Source organism: Mycobacterium sp. NGS27, assembly GCF_059813005.1.
On the sequence record NZ_JCALDT010000014.1, the window covers coordinates 22,406 to 39,711 of the forward strand.

16 protein-coding genes are annotated in these 17,306 nt (G+C 66.9%); 7 read left to right on the forward strand and 9 right to left on the reverse strand.

Annotated features, from left to right (window positions below; translation table 11 throughout):
- Positions 1-3: 3 nt before the first annotated feature.
- Positions 4-1,314, reverse strand: coding sequence for an NAD(P)/FAD-dependent oxidoreductase (locus tag AC5Y30_RS24960; RefSeq protein WP_499921886.1), 1,311 nt, complete (start codon positions 1,312-1,314; stop codon positions 4-6).
- 268 nt (positions 1,315-1,582) lie between these two features.
- Between AC5Y30_RS24960 and AC5Y30_RS24965 the strand changes: the two genes are divergently transcribed.
- The 4 genes from AC5Y30_RS24965 to AC5Y30_RS24980 all read left to right on the forward strand — a co-directional run bounded on the left by AC5Y30_RS24965 (position 1,583) and on the right by AC5Y30_RS24980 (position 6,649).
- Entirely contained in the window at positions 1,583-2,290 is a 708-nt protein-coding gene (locus AC5Y30_RS24965) for a GAF and ANTAR domain-containing protein (RefSeq protein WP_499921888.1), read from the forward strand.
- A 62-nt stretch (positions 2,291-2,352) separates the two neighbouring features.
- Positions 2,353-3,534 carry a zinc-dependent alcohol dehydrogenase gene (locus AC5Y30_RS24970; RefSeq protein ID WP_499921890.1) on the forward strand — a complete coding sequence of 394 codons (1,182 nt, stop codon included), beginning with the start codon at positions 2,353-2,355 and terminating at the stop codon, positions 3,532-3,534.
- A gap of 92 nt (positions 3,535-3,626) precedes the next feature.
- Positions 3,627-5,777: a glycogen debranching protein GlgX gene (gene glgX, locus AC5Y30_RS24975; protein ID WP_499921891.1), complete on the forward strand. Its 2,151-nt coding sequence runs from the start codon at positions 3,627-3,629 to the stop codon at positions 5,775-5,777.
- Between the two features lie 104 nt (positions 5,778-5,881).
- Positions 5,882-6,649, forward strand: coding sequence for an SDR family oxidoreductase (locus AC5Y30_RS24980; RefSeq protein ID WP_499921963.1), 768 nt, complete (start codon positions 5,882-5,884; stop codon positions 6,647-6,649).
- Here the strand turns inward: AC5Y30_RS24980 and AC5Y30_RS24985 are convergent.
- The 3 genes from AC5Y30_RS24985 to AC5Y30_RS24995 all read right to left on the reverse strand — a co-directional run bounded on the left by AC5Y30_RS24985 (position 6,646) and on the right by AC5Y30_RS24995 (position 9,856).
- Positions 6,646-7,617, reverse strand: coding sequence for an aldo/keto reductase (locus tag AC5Y30_RS24985; protein ID WP_499921965.1), 972 nt, complete (start codon positions 7,615-7,617; stop codon positions 6,646-6,648). The genes AC5Y30_RS24980 and AC5Y30_RS24985 overlap by 4 nt on opposite strands.
- Positions 7,618-7,704: 87 nt before the next feature.
- Positions 7,705-8,715, reverse strand: a complete 1,011-nt coding sequence (locus tag AC5Y30_RS24990) for a sensor domain-containing protein (RefSeq protein WP_499921893.1) — start codon at positions 8,713-8,715, stop codon at positions 7,705-7,707.
- 67 nt (positions 8,716-8,782) lie between these two features.
- Positions 8,783-9,856 carry a hypothetical protein gene (locus AC5Y30_RS24995; RefSeq protein WP_499921894.1) on the reverse strand — a complete coding sequence of 358 codons (1,074 nt, stop codon included), beginning with the start codon at positions 9,854-9,856 and terminating at the stop codon, positions 8,783-8,785.
- Between the two features lie 146 nt (positions 9,857-10,002).
- Between AC5Y30_RS24995 and AC5Y30_RS25000 the strand changes: the two genes are divergently transcribed.
- Both AC5Y30_RS25000 and AC5Y30_RS25005 read left to right on the forward strand, forming a co-directional pair.
- Complete coding sequence (locus tag AC5Y30_RS25000; RefSeq protein ID WP_499921896.1) at positions 10,003-10,563, forward strand: hemerythrin domain-containing protein; 561 nt, start codon at positions 10,003-10,005, stop codon at positions 10,561-10,563.
- Between the two features lie 70 nt (positions 10,564-10,633).
- Positions 10,634-11,296, forward strand: a complete 663-nt coding sequence (locus AC5Y30_RS25005) for a UdgX family uracil-DNA binding protein (RefSeq protein WP_499921897.1) — start codon at positions 10,634-10,636, stop codon at positions 11,294-11,296.
- Between the two features lie 10 nt (positions 11,297-11,306).
- On the opposite strand, the gene AC5Y30_RS25010 is transcribed toward AC5Y30_RS25005, so the two are convergent.
- The 4 genes from AC5Y30_RS25010 to AC5Y30_RS25025 all read right to left on the reverse strand — a co-directional run bounded on the left by AC5Y30_RS25010 (position 11,307) and on the right by AC5Y30_RS25025 (position 15,999).
- Complete coding sequence (locus AC5Y30_RS25010) at positions 11,307-13,100, reverse strand: thiamine pyrophosphate-requiring protein (RefSeq protein ID WP_499921899.1); 1,794 nt, start codon at positions 13,098-13,100, stop codon at positions 11,307-11,309.
- Between the two features lie 253 nt (positions 13,101-13,353).
- On the reverse strand, positions 13,354-14,409 hold the full coding sequence (locus AC5Y30_RS25015; protein WP_499921900.1) for a DNA topoisomerase IB: 1,056 nt from the start codon (positions 14,407-14,409) through the stop codon (positions 13,354-13,356).
- Between the two features lie 129 nt (positions 14,410-14,538).
- On the reverse strand, positions 14,539-14,937 hold the full coding sequence (locus tag AC5Y30_RS25020; RefSeq protein ID WP_499921967.1) for a heme-binding protein: 399 nt from the start codon (positions 14,935-14,937) through the stop codon (positions 14,539-14,541).
- Positions 14,938-15,180: 243 nt separating this feature from the next.
- Positions 15,181-15,999, reverse strand: a complete 819-nt coding sequence (locus AC5Y30_RS25025) for an SDR family oxidoreductase (protein ID WP_499921902.1) — start codon at positions 15,997-15,999, stop codon at positions 15,181-15,183.
- A gap of 168 nt (positions 16,000-16,167) precedes the next feature.
- Here AC5Y30_RS25025 and mbp1 point away from each other — a divergent pair, with 168 nt between their 5' ends.
- On the forward strand, positions 16,168-16,404 hold the full coding sequence (gene mbp1 / locus AC5Y30_RS25030) for a microaggregate-binding protein 1 (RefSeq protein WP_499921904.1): 237 nt from the start codon (positions 16,168-16,170) through the stop codon (positions 16,402-16,404).
- 102 nt (positions 16,405-16,506) lie between these two features.
- Here mbp1 and AC5Y30_RS25035 read toward each other — a convergent pair whose 3' ends face one another.
- Positions 16,507-17,271, reverse strand: a complete 765-nt coding sequence (locus AC5Y30_RS25035; protein WP_499921906.1) for an endonuclease/exonuclease/phosphatase family protein — start codon at positions 17,269-17,271, stop codon at positions 16,507-16,509.
- Between the last annotated feature and the right edge of the window lie 35 nt (positions 17,272-17,306).

The following is a 17,306-nucleotide window of genomic DNA, read 5'->3' on the forward strand; positions in this document are numbered from 1 at the left end:
GAGTCAACTCGTCTTGGGCATGGGGATGCCCTCGCTGGCGGTGAATTGCGCGTCGTCCTCCGAGGACAACCCGATCGAAACGACCGAGCGGGTGAACAGCAAGTCGGTCAAGTACGCCAGTGACACCGCCCACCGATTGACGCCGCGTGGAATCGCGTACAAGTGGTACGACCTGGTGACGGCCTTGGCGGGCAATCCGGACAAGTGGATGTTGAGCGGGTTGGCCACCGCGTAGCGCGGTCCGAGGTCGACGACCAGGCCGAGGTTGCGGTGCTTGTACTCCTTGCTGCTGCCGTAACCGAGGCTGGCCGCGACATTGCGGGCCAGCGCCTTGCCCTGCCGGGTCGCGTGTTGGGCGGTCGGCGGCGTGACCTTTCCCGGTTGGGTCAAGTCGGGCACCGCGGCCGCGTCACCGGCCGCGAAGACGTCGGGGTGATCGGGCACCTGCAGATCGGGCTGCACGGTGAGCCGGCCTTTCTCCGTCGGTAGCCCCAGGTTCTGAATCAACGGCGCGCCGACTACCCCCGTCACCCACGCGATCGTGCGTGTCTCGATGCGCGAATCATCGCTGAGCACAACGTGATCGGCGTGCGCCTCCTTGAGGGTGATGCCGAGCCGAACGTCGATGCCGCGCTTACGTAGCACCTTGAGCGCGGCGTCACCCAACTTCTTCCCCACCTCGGGCATCACTTGGTCGGCCAGGTCCAGCAGCAAGAACCGCACCTCGGCGGGGTTGAAACCCATCTGCTTGGCCGCGGCATCGGCTAGAGCGCGCAGCTGCGCCACCAGCTCGGTGCCCGAATACGACGCGCCGACCACCACGACGGTGCGCCGGGCGGCGGCCATCCGGGCATCGTCTTCGATGTTGGCCAGCTCCAGCTGTTCCACGAAATGGTCTCGCAGATAGAGGGCTTCGGCAGTGGTTTTCAGCCCGCGCGCGTGCCTGGCGAGCCCCGGTACGTCGAACAACCGCGTCACCGAACCGGGCGTCAGCACCAAACGATCCCAGGACATGGAATGGCTGCGCTCTTCGGGATCGCAATAGGTCAGCGTGTGCCGGGCGAAGTCCACAGCGTCCACGCGTCCACGCACAGCGCGGACACCCTTGAGCGAATTGGCCAGTGGCACAGCGACAAAGCGGGCATCGACGACACCACCGGCGACGTCGGGTAGCAGTGGCGTGTAGAGCATGTAGTCGACCGGCGAGATTATCGTGATGTCGACCGGGGCGCGCCGCCGCCGCAGAATTTTGGCCAGCCGACGGGCGCAGGTGAATCCGGTGAAGCCGCTTCCCACGATCACAATGGAGGTCACCCAGCCGAGTGTAGGCGGCCGTCGGGGACCGGCGCGGTGCCCCTTCGATCCCGCGCTCGCGGTCGACGCGAAAGACGTTGTGCGGGGCAGTTTTTGATGTTACCTTCGCACCGAAGCCCCTCTGTGCGCTGGGTGGGCGGTCATCGCTTGATGGGCATTCGTTGTCCGGCCTTGCGCTTCGCTAAATGGCTCATACACTTGTCAATGCCACTCTGACCCCTGCGAGAAGGGGCTCTGCGGCCCGACAGGCCCGAGGGGGTGATGTTCGATGCGAGATGGACGCGCCACCATCGTCAATCAGCTTGTGGAGCTGGTGACGAACCTGGAGCGGGAGAACGGCGATACCGCGGCCGGGCTGCACGAGCTGATCGATAACGGCGTCGACCACGTGACCGGCGCCAAGTATGCGGGAATCACGTTGGCCGAGAAGAGCCGGTCGGTCAGCAGCGTGGCCGCCACGCATCACTACCCGATGGTTCTTGACGCGATTCAGAACAGGTACGGCGAGGGGCCGTGCCTGGCCGCGGCCTGGGAACACCACATCATGCATATCGCCGACCTGGACGCCGAACAGCGCTGGCCGCGCTACCGGCGGCATGCGCTCGAGCAGACCCCGATCCGTTCCATCCTGTCCTATGAGCTGTTCGTCGACGGCAGCAGCATGGCAGCGCTGAACTTCTACGCCGACGCCCCGCGCGCATTCGGCGGTGAGTCAGTGGAGCTGGGCACGGTGTACGCCACCCATATCGCCTTGGCCTGGACGATGATGCGCCGCCAGGACCAATTTCGCAGCGCCCTGGCCACGCGTGACATCATCGGGCAGGCCAAGGGCGTCATCATGGAGCGCTTCAACCTCGATTCCGTCGAAGCCTTCGGGCTGCTCACCCGTCTTTCGCAGCAATCCAACATCCGGCTGGTGGACGTCGCGGCCGCCCTCATCGACAGCGAACATCCCCTCAAACACCGCCGCGGTTAAAGCCATTCGCGACAGCGGTGGCAAAGCGGTTTCGACGGGTGCGAGACGGGTATCGCCCTCCCATGAAGGCTGTCACGTGGCACGGCAAACGCGATGTGCGGGTGGAATCGGTGCCCGATCCGAAGATCGAGCAATCTACCGACGCGATCATCGAAGTCACCTCGACCAATATCTGCGGGTCCGACCTGCACCTGTACGAGATTCTCGGGGCGTTCATGAACCCCGGGGACATCCTCGGGCACGAGGCCATGGGCATCGTGCGGGAGGTCGGCGGTCAAACGGGTGACCTGCGGGTGGGGGACCGGGTGGTCATCCCCTTCCAAATCTCCTGCGGCAGTTGCCATATGTGCGACCAACAGCTCTTCACCCAATGCGAGACCACTCAGGTGCGCGATCAGGGTATGGGCGCCGCCCTGTTCGGCTATTCGGAGCTCTACGGCGAAGTCCCCGGCGGACAGGCAGAGCTGCTGCGCGTCCCGCAGGCCCAGTTCACCCACATCAAAGTTCCTGTGGGACCGCCGGATTCACGCTTCGTCTACTTGTCGGACGTGCTGCCGACCGCGTGGCAGGCGGTGGCCTATGCCGACGTCCCGGATGGCGGCTCGGTGACCGTGCTGGGGCTGGGTCCCATCGGGGACATGGCTGCGCGCATCGCCGATCACCTGGGCTACCGCGTCATCGCCGTCGACCTGGTGCCCGAGCGGCTCGCCCGCGCCGCGAAACGCGGTATCCACACCATCGATTCGAGTCGGCTCGACACCCCGCTGGGTGACGTGATCCGCGACCTGACCGACGGGCGGGGAACCGATTCCGTCATCGACGCGGTGGGAATGGAGGCGCACGGCTCGCCGGCGGCCAAACTGGCACAGCAGGTTGCCGGGTTGCTGCCCGATGTGCTGGGCAAGCGGGTCATGCAAACCGCCGGCGTGGACCGCCTCAGTGCCCTGTACTCCGCCATCGACATCGTGCGGCGCGGCGGCACGATCTCGTTGAGCGGCGTGTACGGCGGGATGGCCGACCCGTTGCCGATGCTCACCCTGTTCGACAAGCAGGTGACGCTGCGGATGGGGCAGGCCAACGTGAAGCGCTGGGTCGATGACATCATGCCGCTGCTGACCGACGAAGACCCGCTCGGCGTCGACAGCTTCGCCACCCACGTGCTACCCCTCGACGAGGCCCCGCACGCCTACGACATCTTCCAGAAGAAGCAGGACGGTGCGGTGAAGGTCATACTCAAGCCGTGATCTCCTATGCGCCAAGGCTTTCCAGTAAGTCGCGGCGCTTTCGGGCGTGACGCACAGTTTGACGGTCCGGTAAGCAGGGTATTGATTGCGCCATGACCACCGCAGACGCTGTCGCTCCCACACCCACCGGAGAGGTGTGGCCGGGCAGGGCTTACCCGCTGGGGGCGACGTACGACGGCGCGGGCACCAACTTCGCGGTGTTCAGCGAAGTGGCCGAGCGCGTCGAGTTGTGCCTGTTCGACGCCGAGGGTGTCGAGAGCCGCGTCACCCTGCCGGAGGTCGATGGCTTCATCTGGCACGCGTACATCCCCAACATCGAACCGGGCCAGCGCTACGGCTACCGCGTGCACGGGCCGTTCGACCCGGCCGCGGGGCACCGGTGCAACCCGAACAAGCTGCTGGTGGACCCGTATTCGAAAGCCATCGACGGCTCGTTCGAATGGAATCAGTCGCTGTTCAGCTACAACTTCGGCGACCCCGACAGCCGCAACGACGACGACTCGGCGGCCAGCATGCCCAAGTCGGTCGTGATCAACCCCTACTTCGACTGGGGTAACGACCGGCCGCCGGACCATCAATATGCCGACTCGGTCATCTACGAGGCGCACGTCAAGGGCCTGACCCAGACCCACCCCGACATCCCCGAGCCGCTGCGCGGCACCTACGCCGCGGTGGCGCACCCGGTGATCATCGAGCACCTCAAGGACCTCGGCATCACAGCCATCGAATTGATGCCGGTGCACCACTTCGCCAACGATTCCACCCTGGTGGACAAGGGGCTGTCGAATTACTGGGGCTACAACACGATCGGATTCTTCGCACCCGACTTCAAGTACTCCAGCGCCACCACGCCGGGCGGCCAGGTTCAAGAGTTCAAGGCCATGGTGCGCTCGCTGCACGAGGCCGGCATCGAGGTCATCCTCGACGTGGTCTACAACCACACGGCGGAGGGCAATCACCTGGGCCCGACCCTGTCGATGCGCGGCATCGACAACGCCGCCTACTACCGGCTGGTCGAGGACGACAAGCAGTACTACATGGACTACACCGGCACCGGCAACAGCCTCAACGTCGGACATCCGCACGCGCTGCAGCTGATCATGGACTCGCTACGCTACTGGGTGACCGAGATGCATGTCGACGGCTTCCGGTTCGACCTGGCCTCGACGCTGGCCCGCGAGTTCTACGACGTCGACCGCCTGGCAACGTTTTTCGAACTCGTGCAGCAGGATCCGACGGTCAGCCAGGTCAAGCTCATCGCCGAGCCGTGGGACGTCGGCCCGGGTGGTTACCAGGTGGGCAACTTCCCGCCGCAGTGGACCGAGTGGAACGGGAAGTACCGCGACACCGTGCGCGACTTCTGGCGCGGCGAGCCCTCCACCCTGGACGAGTTCGCCTATCGACTCTCCGGATCGGCGGATCTCTACGAGCACACCGCCCGGCGGCCGGTGGCGTCGATCAACTTCGTCATCGCCCACGACGGCTTCACGCTGCGCGACCTGGTGTCCTACAACGAAAAACACAACGAGGCCAACGGCGAGGACAACAACGACGGCGAGAGCCACAACCGGTCCTGGAACTGCGGAGCTGAGGGTCCCACCGACGACGAACAGGTCAACCAGCTACGCGCCCGCCAGCAGCGCAATTTTTTGACCACGCTGCTGTTGTCCCAGGGCGTGCCGATGATCTGCCATGGCGACGAACTCGGTCGTACCCAGAACGGCAACAACAACGGCTACTGCCAGGACAACGAACTCACCTGGATCGACTGGGACAGCGCCGACGCCGGGCTGCTGGAATTCACCCGGACGGTGTCGGCGCTGCGCGCCGAGCACCCGGTCTTCCGCAGGCGCCGCTTCTTCTCCGGCAAACCGCTGGGGCGTCGAGGTCAGGACGGGCTGGCCGACATCGCCTGGTTCACCCCGGAAGGCACCGAGATGACCGAGGAGGACTGGGGCGCGGGCTTCGCGAAATCCGTCACCGTGTTCCTCAACGGGCACGGCATCCCCGACCGCGATCCGCGGGGGCAACGGGTGCTCGACGACTCCTTCCTGCTGTGCTTCAACGCCCACTACGAGCCGATCGAATTCACCTTGCCGCCAAAGGAATTCGGCGCTTCTTGGCAGGTTGTGGTCTTCACCGGGCCCGAAGAGACCACACCGGCCGACGAGGTGCCCGGCGGAGGTACTTTCACCGTCGACGCGCATACCGCCGTGGTGCTGCAGGCGCCCGACGGCGGCTGACCACGTTGACACAAACCCGCCCGAACGTTACGTAACGCGCCGCCTGCCGATACGCTGTGGCTGCAGCGGGGTCGTTACAGGAGAGGGCGAATATGTCAAGGACAGTGGTCATCGGCGCCTCCAGTGGGTTGGGGCGCTGCATAGGCGTCGGTCTTGCGCAGCGCGGCGATCAGGTCGCGCTACTCGCCCGGCGCCGGGAGCGCATCGAAGCCGCGGCCAAGGACGCCGGCCCGAACGCGATCGCCGTCGAATGCGATGTCACCGACCAGGGCTCCTGCCGCTCGGCCATCGACCACGCCGCCGACGCCCTCGGCGGCATCGACAACATCGTCTACACACCCGCGGTGGGGCCGCTGGTCCGCATGGTGGACACCGACGCCGACACGTGGCGGCGCATCTTCGACACCAACGTCATCGGCGCATCGTTGGTGACGGCCGCGGCGGTGCCTTACCTCACCGCGTCGGCCGGCAAGGCAGTGTACCTGTCTTCCGACGCCGGCACCTTCGGGCCGCCGTGGCCGGGTCTGGGCGCCTACGGCGTCAGCAAGGCCGCCCTGGAGCGGCTCGTCGAAGCGTGGCGAGCCGAACACTCCGACATCGGCTTCACCAACCTGATCGTCGGGGAGTGCGCGGGCGGAGAGGGTGACAGCCAGACCGGCATGAACGAGGGCTGGGATATGGATCTCGCGATGAAAGCGGTGCCGCTGTGGTCGGCGCGCGGCTGCATGCCCGGCAAGCTGATGCCGGTCGAGGACCTCGTCGACGTCGTCCACACCATCCTGCGCACCAACGCCTCGACATCGATGCCGCTCGTGGTGGCGCGCGGGGCGCCGGCCAGCCCCGCCGCGTTCGCCGAGGCCAACCAGTCTTAACCGCGGCCGAGCTTCTCCTTGGCCAGGTCGGTGAGGAAACGCGCCGTCGACGTGGGCCGGAACGCCAGGGCCGCCTCGGTGAGCGCGTCACGTGATGCGGTGGGCAGTTCGATGTCGGCGGCGGCGACGTTGAACTCGAGCTGCTCGACGCTGGAGGCGCCCGGAATCGCGACGACGCCCGGATAGCTGATCAACCAGGCCAGTGCCACCTGCGCCGGCTTGGCGTCCACGTCCTTGGCGACGTCGCGCAGCAGCTGCAGCAGCGGCTCGACGCGGCGCAGGTTTTCGGCGCCGAACAGCGCGTTCACCGCCCGCACGCCGCCGGGGCGGTTGTCGACGCCGTACTTGCCGCCGAGCAGGCCCTGTGCCAGCGGGCTGTAGGCGATCACGATGCGGTTCTCCCGCTCGGCAAAGGGCACCAGGTCCTTCAGCGCCTTCGGGAAGGCGAGCGAGAAGTGCACCTGGTTGCTGATCACCGGGCGCCCGAGCGCGGCGTCGGCCTTCTGCCAGCGCTGCAGCGAATAGTTCGAGACGCCGGCCGCGCCGATCTTGCCGCGCTCCAGCAGGTCGCGCATGCCCGGCATGATCACCGAATCCGGCACCACCGGGTTGGGCTGGTGAATCTGATAAAGCGGGATCCGGTCCAGCCTCAGCCGCTGCGCGCTGGCGCGGGCGCGCTGCTTGACCACGGCGGGAAAGGGCGCGACCGGCATGATCTTGCTGGCCACCGCGACGTCCGCGCGCTTGTCGCCGAGGGCTTCGCCCAGGATCCGCTCGCTCTTGCCCAGGCCGTACACCTCGGCGGTGTCGAACAGCGTCACCCCCATGGCAAGGGCGCGGCGGACGATGTCGCCGGCTGCACCGGCGGCGTAGCTATCTCCGTAACCCCATTCGCGCGAACCGAACTGCCAGGTGCCCAGGCCGATCCGGCTGACCCGGCCGACCCCGTCGACGTCGACAAATTTCATGGGCTCAGCGTAGTGGCGATCGCGAGCGCGGCGGAGCCGGGCGCTGCGGGTCGCCACGCTCGTGGGTCGCGGCGAACCGTAGCCCGCTCAGCCGGGGATCTTGCCGAGGATGTAGTTGGCGATGCTGACCGCGGCCGCGCGGGGCGGCCCGCTGTCCGTGGTGCCGTTGGCGGACACGCTCAGGTCGATGACGACGTTCGCCTTGGTGGCGATCGCCCGCGCCGAGCGCACCTGAATGGCCTTGGGCGTCAGATCCAGGGTGGTGATGCCGTTGCCGGCGTCGGCGGGCGTGCCCAACGACATCGGGATCGGCCGTCCGCCGGGGGCGGTCACGGTGACGGTGTAGCCGCCGCACTGGCGCCATCCCGACAACAAGCCCGCAAGCTGGGCCTGGGCGGCGGCGGGATCGCGGAACGCCCCCACGCCCTGGATGACCTGCATCGACTTCAGCATGCTGCGCGTATCGGTGAATTGCCCGGCGTGATATCCGGCCAGCGCCCCCGGAGGGTAGGCGTCCGGGCTGCCGGCGGCGATGCTTCCCCAACACTCCGGGCGGTCGATGCTGCCGTCATCCGCGGGTCGGCCGGGGCTGTTCCAGGTCGGTCCGGCATCGAGGTTCGCATCGCCGGTGATGTTCCGCAGGGCGTCGAGCCCGGGTAGCAGCGTGGCGATGGTCTCCGGGGGGACTGTGGGCGGCGGCGGCCCGGCCGCCGTGCTGGACCCGGGAGGCGTCCGGTTCGGGGAGGTCGAACCGGAAAGCGTGGCCCACCCGGCCAGGGCGACGACCGCCAACAGGATGAAGATGTACGACAGCGTCACGCCCACCAGCGCGCGGTCGCGGCCGAGTTCGCCGGTGCGGCGGATCTGCGACAGGCCGAGATGTCCCAGAATCGCCCCCGCCGGCGCGAAGAGGAATGCGAAGACCAGCGACAGCGTCGCCATGGTGTTGACCGGCGGGCGGTAGGGCGCTGGCGGCGGCGTGAAAGGCGAAGGCGCGGTGGGCAGCTCGTCGGGTAGCTCCTCGTCGGCCGGCGGGACGCGGCCGAGCGGGTCATAGCTGAGCGGGTTTTGCCAGTACGGGTCCTGCGGGTTGGTCACCCCAGTGCCTCCTTAGCGGGGAGAACCTGCCCGAAATGTAGCCGACGAGGGCGCTTGGGCAAACCCGTCACAGGCGCGGTTTGGCGATGCCGACCACGTAGGGCGCGTGCGCGAAGGTCAGGTAGACCCGATGCGGCCCGACGGCCATTCCCGAGAGCTGGGCCGCCCGGGCGTCGGGCGGCAGCCCCGACCGGTAATCGATGGCGCGCAGTACCGGGATGTGACCGTCCGGAAAACCGGTGAAGCACGCCGCCTCCAGCGTCACCAGTTCGTGGTCGGTGGCCGCATAGATCCTGGTGTCGTCGGTGCCGAGTTCGCGGATCGGGGACGGTAACCGCGTGCTGGCCAGCACCTCCAATCCCTTTCCGCCGCGGCGCGAGTCGACGGCGCGCAGGGTGTCGTCGTCGCGTCCGGCCACGTAGCTGCGTGTCACCGCGGTGCCGTCGCCCGCCGAAACCGCGACGTCGAAGTCCAGTGATCCGCGTTCCGCCGCGGGCGACGATGTCCCCTGGAAATGGCGGATGCCCGACGAGCCGAACAGGTGGTAGTCCAGCTCGCGGCCGCGATCGGCGCCGTCTATGGTGTCCGCGCTCTCGCCGGTGGTCGCGGTGGGGAGCTTGCGGTAGCCGTACTGATCCACCGGCGTCACCGCCTTCCCATCCGCCGAAAGCGCAAGCAGCATCCGCAATCCCGAATCCTCGGTCAGGTAGGCCGGCGCCGGTCCGGCGTCAAAATCGTTGACCTGGCGCAGGCTTTCCAGGTCGACCTCCGCCACCTTGCCGCGCTCGGGTTGTGGCACGAACACCACCCGCTCGTCTTTTCGGCTGATTTGCAGGTTGCGCCCGGACGCCATGGGCGCGGAAAACCGCGTCTTGGCCCCTGCGCCGTGATCGCCGGCACTGACCTCGGCCAATCGGTGGTCGTCGGTGAGCGCGACCAACGCGTTTATCCGATACGACCACACCGGCTCGTGCAACGCGGCGCCTGCCTGCCAGAGTTCGACGTCGGGCGCGGCTTCCAGCGATGCTCCGGGGCGCGAACAGCCCGTGCTCAGCGCGGCCGTCGCGAGCACGCCGACGACTCCGCAGCGCAACAGAGCCCGGATGCGGTGGCGAGTGCGGGAATCGATTTCGGCATCCATCGACCGCGAGCTCCTTTCGCTGTTTGTCCAGTACATACCCCGCGCGGGCGCGGCCACACTCCGTTTGACGCCCGGATTCGTCGGGTAGCCGTTGACGGAGCGCGCACAGCCTTGCGCGTCGAACCAAAGTAGATGGGAGGGACACTGTGGCAACGAACGCCATCAAGTCGCCCACCGACGTGGTCGACTTCCTCGTCAGTCAGCATGAGCAGATCAAAGCGATGTTCGCCGAGACACTGGCGGCGTCCGGAAAGGCCCGCGAGAAGGCCTTCGTCGAGCTTCGGCGGCTGCTCGCCGTCCACGAAACCGCGGAGGAGGAGATCGTGCACCCCCGCGCCAAGCGCAAGATCTCCGACGGCGCCGCCGTGGTCGACAAGCGCCTCCACGAAGAGCACGAAGCCAAGACCGTTCTGCAGAAGCTGGAAAAGCTTGACGTCGACAGCGAGGAGTTCACTCGCGAATTGACCAAGCTGCGCGACGCGGTCATCGAACACGCCGAGCACGAGGAGTACGACGAATTCGCCAAGCTGGGTGAGGAATTGAGCGGCGAGGAGCTCGAGCGCATGGGGCGCGCCGCCAAGCTCGCCGAGGCGATTGCGCCCACCCGCCCGCACCCCGGAGTGGAATCGCAGGTGGCCAATCTGGCCGCCGGACCGTTCGCGGCGATGCTTGACCGGGCCCGCGACACCATCCTCGGCAAAGGCTGACGCAGCCACCCATGGCGTGGTACCCCCTGCTCGGTGGGGGAGCGGGGGGTACCACGCCCTTCAGCGCACCATGGCCGCAACATCGAACGCACCCGGGGCCGACCGCTACCTTCCGCAGCAGCGGGACCTCGACGCGCTGCGCGACGCGGCCGAAACGTGCCACGGCTGTTTACTTTTCGAAGACGCCACCCAAACGGTGTTCGGCAACGGGAATTCCGGGGCGCCGATCATGTTGGTGGGCGAGCAACCGGGCGACCAGGAGGACCGCGCTGGCGAGCCGTTCGTAGGCCCGGCCGGGCGGTTGCTCGCCCGTGCTCTCGACGATGCCGGCATCGACCCGGCGCTGGTCTATGAGACCAACGCCGTCAAGCACTTCAAGTTCACCCGTAAGGGCGGCAAGCGACGCATCCACCAAAAGCCCGGCCGCACCGAAGTAGTCGCGTGCCGACCATGGCTGATCGCCGAGATCGAGGCGGTGCGGCCCCAAGTCGTCGTGTGCCTGGGTGCGACGGCCGCGCAGTCCTTGCTGGGCAACACCTTTCGTGTTTCCACCCAGCGTGGCCAACAACTGCGGCTGCCGGCGTCCGTCGACGTCGACCTCACACCGGAGCCGATCGTCTTTGCGACGGTGCACCCCTCGTCGGTGCTGCGCGACCGCAGCGACCGACACGATCAGGTGTACAACTCGTTCGTCGACGACCTGCGCAGCGCGGGCGCGAGCCTGGTGAGTTGACCCGCGCGGGTCAACTCTTCTTGTGCGGCAAGAACTCCTGCGCCTTGGTCTTCAGTCCGACCTTGACGAAGCCCACCCGGTCTTCGTCACCGGAGAGCACCGCCGCGGTCGCCGACTTGAACTGTTCCCAGGTGGCGTGCGGGGGGATGGGCGGCATGTCCGGGTCGGTGTGGACGTCCAGCACGGTGGGGCGGTCCGCGGACAGCGCGTTGCGCCAGGCGTCCGAGAGCTCCTCCGGGTCCTTGATGGTCATCGCGTTCAGGCCCAGGCTGGCCGCGAACGCGGCGAAGTCGATGTCGGGAAGATTTTGGGACTCCGCGAATTTCGGCGCGCCGGCCATCGCCCGCATTTCCCAGGTGACCTGATTCAGGTCGTTGTTGTGCAGGATCGCGATGATCAGGCGCGGATCTTTCCACTCGTTCCAGTACCGCTTGATCGTGATCAGTTCGGCCATGCCGTTCATCTGCATTGCGCCGTCACCGCTGAACACGATGACGGGCCGGTCCGGGTGGCCGAACTTGGCGCCGATGCCGTACGGAACCCCCGGGCCCATCGTGGCGAGGTTGCCCGACAGCGAGCCCCGCATGTTGCCGCGGAAGCGCAGATTGCGCGCATACCAGTTGGCCGACGAGCCGGAATCGGCTGCGACGATGGCATTGTCGGGCAACTGCGGCGACAGCTCCGAGAACAATCGCAACGGGTTGACCGGGTGAGCGCTGACCATGGCCTCCTTGTCCATGGTCTCCCACCAGCGGGCCACGGTCTTCTCGATGCCCTCGCGCCACGAGCGGTCCTCTTTGCGGCGCAGGTGTGGGATCAACGCCCGCAGTGCGGTCTTCGCGTCGGCAACCAGGTTGACCTCGAACGGGTAGCGCATGCCGATCATCCGGCCGTCGACGTCGATCTGCACCGCGCGCGCTTGACCGAATTCCGGCAGGAACTGCGTGTACGGGAAGCTCGAGCCGACGGTCAGCAGCGTGTCGCAGTCGCGCATCAACTCATAGCTCGGCCGCGTCCCCAGCAAGCCGATCGAGCCGGTGACCCAGGGCAATTCGTCCGACAACACGTCCTTGCCCAGCAACGCCTTCGCCGCGCCCGCACCGAGCAGGTCGGCGACTTCGGCGAGCTCGTCTTGGGCGCCGCGGGCGCCGGAGCCCACCAGCATGGCGACCTTCTTGCCCGCATTCAGCACATCGGCGGCGCGCGCGATGGCGGTGTCGTCCGGGGCGATTTCCGGATATTCGATGCCGAGGCTGGAGGGCACCATCTTGAACGCGTGTTCGGGCGGAGAGTATGGCAGCTCCTGGACGTCGCTGGGGATGATCAACGCCGTCGGGGCCCGCTGGGTCATCGCGATGCGGATCGCGCGGTCGAGCACGTTGGGCAATTGTTCGGGGACGGTGACCATCTGGACGTAGTCGCTGGCGACGTCCTTGAAAAGGGTCAGCAGGTCGACCTCTTGCTGGTAGTTTCCGCCCATCGCGCTGCGGTTGGTCTGGCCGACGATGGCCACCACCGGAACATGGTCGAGCTTGGCGTCGTAGAGGCCGTTGAGCAGGTGGATCGCGCCGGGGCCCGAGGTGGCGGCGCAAACTCCGACCCGGCCGGTGAATTTCGCGTAGCCCACCGCCTCGAAGGCACTCATCTCCTCGTGGCGCGACTGGATGAACTTGGGTTTGTTGTCCGCGCGTCCCCACGCCGCCAGCAGGCCGTTGATGCCGTCGCCGGGGTACCCGAATACATGTTCAACGCCCCACGCCCGCAAGCGCTCTAGCAGATAGTCGGAAACCTCTTTTTTGGACATGTTTTCGCTCCTCGGCAGACGGTCCTACTGTGCTGGCGGATGGGCGGTGTGGCTATTGTTTGAACCACCTGCGTGGCACCGTTGTCGAGACGCGAACCAGCCGCTAGCGGCCGCCGCTGACAGACGAGACCCACGCAGGCTGCCGCCGCGAGGACGACTTGGGCACTTCCCACACGAGCCCGGTTACCCGGATTCGCCGGTGTTATTCGGCAGGTCAGGCGACTCTCAGCCAGTTTTCAGCTGGCGCGACCGCTCACGCCGATTTGGGCAGCGCCGAGGATCCACCAGCGCTGTGGCCCTTGGCCACTCGCCGGATCAACATGCGGGTGGCCTTGTCCAGGATCTCCTGGGCGACGTCGGGTTTGCGGGCGCGTTCGGCGCGGCGGGTCGCCGCCGCGATGGTCAGCCCCTGCTCGTAACCGGTGACCACGCGGGGGTCGACGTAGGATCCGCGCGCGACCGCCGGAGTGTTGCCCAGCTCCTCGGCCACCTCTTTCATCACTGCGGATTCAACGCGTTTGGCCACCCGGCGAGAGACGGCAGGGTCCGCGTCGGCGAATGCCGCGGCCGCCAGCACCGTCCCATGCCACGTCCGCAGGTCCTTCACGGTGTATTCGTCGCCGACCAGTTCCTTGAATCGCTCGTTCAGGTCGGCGGCACGAACATCGAGCCAGCCGGATGAGGTGCGGCACACCAGCAATCGCTCGGTGCGGTCGGGGCGGCGCGTCAACGCACGCACCGCGCGGACCACGTCGGGATCCTCGATTTCCACGGTGCGCCGGACTCCGCTCTTGGCGGGGAAATCGAACTCGACCGCATCGCGCCGGACCACCACATGCTCACATAGCAGGGTGGACAGACCGTAGGACTCGTTCTCCTCGGCGTATTGCTCGCCGCCGGCGCGAAAGTACCCGCGATCGAGCAGCCGCAGCGCGAGCGCCAGCACCCGCTTGCGGGTCAAGCCCTTGCGCGTCAGGTCTTTGGCAATCTCGGCGCGCCACACCGGCAGCCGCGTCGACAGTTCCAGCACACGGTCGAATTTCTCCTCGGCGCGTTCCTGTTGCCAGAGGGAGTGGTACAGATACTGCCGCCGCCCGGCGGCGTCGACGCCCACGGCTTGGATGTGGCCGTTGCTGTACGGCGCAATCCACACGTTCTTCCAGGCAGGTGGGATGACCAGATCCTTGATGCGCTGCAGGGTTTCCGGGTCGGACAGCGGTTTGCCATCCGGCTGGTAATAGGCGAAGCCTTTACCGCGACGCTTGCGCGCGATACCAGGCTTGCTCAGCACGCTCCGGCGCAGCCGCATTTTCCGCCCTCCAATTCTGGTAGCTGACTGCACAATTACCCGCCGGAGAAGTTGTTCACACGGCCGAACTAGCGCCCCCACATGGCAACGACCCGCCACGGCGCTGTGGCGGGTCGTGTCGTAGCGCAATCAGCCGGCCATGAACTCGTGGTAAGCCGACTCCAGGTTCGGCGGCAGGGCGGTGACATTGCACTGCCGCTCGGTGTCGCCGATTGGCGCCAGAATGCCGCGCAGGTCGTTGTACTCCTGCGGGTGGCCGGTGAAGTAGCCGCGCAGGCTCGATTCGGCCTCCGGCCGCGGCTGCCCGTAGGCGGCCGTCACCACCTGGTTCGCGCCCGGATGCGCCGCCAGATACTGCTGGGCGGAGCCTTCCACCGAGGAAACGGTGTTGTTCACACCGGCTGGGCTGCAGTCGGGCGCTGCGGCCGCCGAGGGCGCACCGATGATGCCCATCGCCATTCCCCCGAGCAGGCAGCCGGCACTGATCCCGGCCGCTTTCCGGCGCGCGACGATACTGCTGATTTTCATGATCTTGTTGTCCTTCGAAACGAAAATGATTGTTTCTGCGAGAGGCTCCCGATCCTCGGAATCCAAAGTAGCGGAAGCGGACGGTGGCAGTATTCGCTGATGTTCGCCGACGACGAACGCTAGCGGTCGTTACCCCCTTTCCGGCGGTCGTTTGCTAAGCGAACGATTAAAGGAGCAACGAATTCTTAAGAAAACGGCCGGGGTCTTAGGGAATCGTCGGCGGGATCGTGACGGGATCGTTATTTACTGGCTGGTCCCGAAGTGCGGACTCGAGCCGTCGGCGCAATGGTGGCCGTTGGTGCCGGGGGGAGCCAGGGTCTGCAGCCACGTGTCGACGCCGGGGCCGACGACGACGGCCTGGCCGGGAGCGAGCAGCGCTCCGGCGCCCAGTGCGGCAACCGCGGGCTGCACGGTTCGCACCTGTCGGCTATCGCCCTGCTGGGCAAGGAGTTTGGATGTGAGATCGGGCAGCCGGATGGCGTCCGGGCCGGTGATGGTGCGCGGTGCGTGTAGCTGCCCCAGGGCCGCCTCGACCATCACGTCGGCGACCGTATCGGCGGCGACGGGTTGAATCAGCCAGTCCTCGACGATGACCTCGTCGGAGTTGCATGTCACCGCGTCGTCGTTGGTGGCGAATTCGAACCATTGCGTCGACCTGACGATCGTGGTCGGTACCGGACCGTCGAGCATGATGTCTTTGGCCCTGCGCTTGGCTTCGTAATAGGCGAAGCCGTCGAACACGGGGTCCTCGATTCCGGCGATCGTCGACACCACCAGGCGCTGAACTTCTTGCGCGGCACACGCGCCCACGATGTTGTGGGAGGCCGCCGCCAGGGTCTGGCCGATGTCGGACCGGCCGTCGGGAGGCACCGGGTTGGACACGTCGATGGCGACGTCAACGTCCTTGAGCGCGCGCGAAAGACCGGGCCCGTCAAACAGGTCGACACCATGCTCACGCGATATCTCTACGACGGCGACATCGCGCGACCTCAGCCGGGCGACAATGCGGGTACCTGCGGTGCCGGTCGCGCCGATCACGGCGATAGTGGTCAGCGCCATCACCCCCTTCGGCGTGGCTACTACCCAAACAGGCCTCGTTCAAACGGACGGATTCGGCGGTCGCGTCGAAGGGTCACGCGGACCGCGCGCGTTTGATGGGGCGTGCGGTGGGAACGCCCTAGGTGCCATGCGAGCGCAAGCTCAGTAATCACCGAGAGGGAGGTTGAACCCATGGGGGATGACAAGAGCGGGCCGGAGGAAGCGGTCAAGGGCACCGTGGAAGGCGTGAAGGGGAAGGTCAAAGAGGTCGGCGGGGCCGTGCTCGGGCGCGACGACTTGCACAGAGAGGGCCAGGCCCAGCAGGACAAAGCCGACGCTCAACGCGATGCGGGCAAGAAGGAAGCCGAAGCTGAGTCGGCGCGCGCGGGCGCCGACGCCGCCGAGGAGCGGCAGAAGAAGAACCAGTAGGTCACCCGCAGGGGGCTCGGTCCGATTGACGGACCGGGCCCCTTTCGCGCGTCGGGTATGGCGGCTGCGCCGACGAGATGCCTTCGGCCGACGGTTGAAATCTCAGGCCCGCTGCAGATCGACCACCAGCGGACGATGGTCGGAAATGGTCATCAGGTCCGATCCCACGACGCCCCCGCGCAGCCGGCGGTCGTCGGTCAAGATGTGGTCGAGCTGGCGATTGGGCGTGTCCGCGGGAAACGTTTGGGCGGTGGCCAACGTCCGCATGCCCGACCACCGGCCCACCGCCTTCGGGGTCATGTTCAAGTCCCCGGTCAGCAGCCGTGGTCCGGGAAAGCCGCGCAGGTCATGAATCAGTCGGCGTAGCTGACGCCGGTTCCAGCCCGGGACGAAGGACAGGTGAGTGTTGGCCACCGTGAGCGCGCCCAGGGGCGTGCGCATCTGCGCGATGACCGCCGCGCGCGGCTCCTCGTTGACGACCATGACCCGGTTGGGTCCCGGGAGGTACATGGGAAACCGCATCGGTATGCGGGGCAGCCGTAGCACCTGCCAGCTGGTGACTGGGTATCGGGACAGCAACGCGATTCCGTATGCGGCGGTGCCGGGTTGCTCGCGGCCCGTGGCGGCCATCCAGGTCGCCCCCGGCGTGCCCGAAATCGCCGCCACGAACCGGTGTTCCACGGCGCCCATGGCTTCGGCCGCCGCTGCGGTCAGGTCGGCGCGCTCGGAGCGCGGTTGGTCGCAGTCGACCTCTTGCAAGCTCAGCACGTCCGGATCGAGGCGTTGTACGCAGTCACGCAGCCGCTGGAGCACCACGCCGTCGCCGACCGTGCGCCCGTGCAGGATGTTGAACGTCGCCACACGCATAGGTTTCCCCTATCACTTTTTTCCCGGTGCAGTCG

Bases quoted from the DNA above. Each gene is read 5' to 3' on its own strand.
- AC5Y30_RS24965 (WP_499921888.1), top strand. From the start codon at position 1,583: ATGCGAGATGGACGCGCCACCATCGTCAATCAGCTTGTGGAGCTGGTG.
- AC5Y30_RS24970 (WP_499921890.1), top strand. From the start codon at position 2,353: ATGAAGGCTGTCACGTGGCACGGCAAACGCGATGTGCGGGTGGAATCG.
- glgX (WP_499921891.1), top strand. From the start codon at position 3,627: ATGACCACCGCAGACGCTGTCGCTCCCACACCCACCGGAGAGGTGTGG.
- AC5Y30_RS24985 (WP_499921965.1), bottom strand. From the start codon at position 7,617: ATGAAATTTGTCGACGTCGACGGGGTCGGCCGGGTCAGCCGGATCGGC.
- AC5Y30_RS24995 (WP_499921894.1), bottom strand. From the start codon at position 9,856: ATGGATGCCGAAATCGATTCCCGCACTCGCCACCGCATCCGGGCTCTG.
- AC5Y30_RS25005 (WP_499921897.1), top strand. From the start codon at position 10,634: ATGGCCGCAACATCGAACGCACCCGGGGCCGACCGCTACCTTCCGCAG.
- AC5Y30_RS25010 (WP_499921899.1), bottom strand. From the start codon at position 13,100: ATGTCCAAAAAAGAGGTTTCCGACTATCTGCTAGAGCGCTTGCGGGCG.
- AC5Y30_RS25015 (WP_499921900.1), bottom strand. From the start codon at position 14,409: ATGCGGCTGCGCCGGAGCGTGCTGAGCAAGCCTGGTATCGCGCGCAAG.
- AC5Y30_RS25020 (WP_499921967.1), bottom strand. From the start codon at position 14,937: ATGAAAATCAGCAGTATCGTCGCGCGCCGGAAAGCGGCCGGGATCAGT.
- mbp1 (WP_499921904.1), top strand. From the start codon at position 16,168: ATGGGGGATGACAAGAGCGGGCCGGAGGAAGCGGTCAAGGGCACCGTG.
- AC5Y30_RS25035 (WP_499921906.1), bottom strand. From the start codon at position 17,271: ATGCGTGTGGCGACGTTCAACATCCTGCACGGGCGCACGGTCGGCGAC.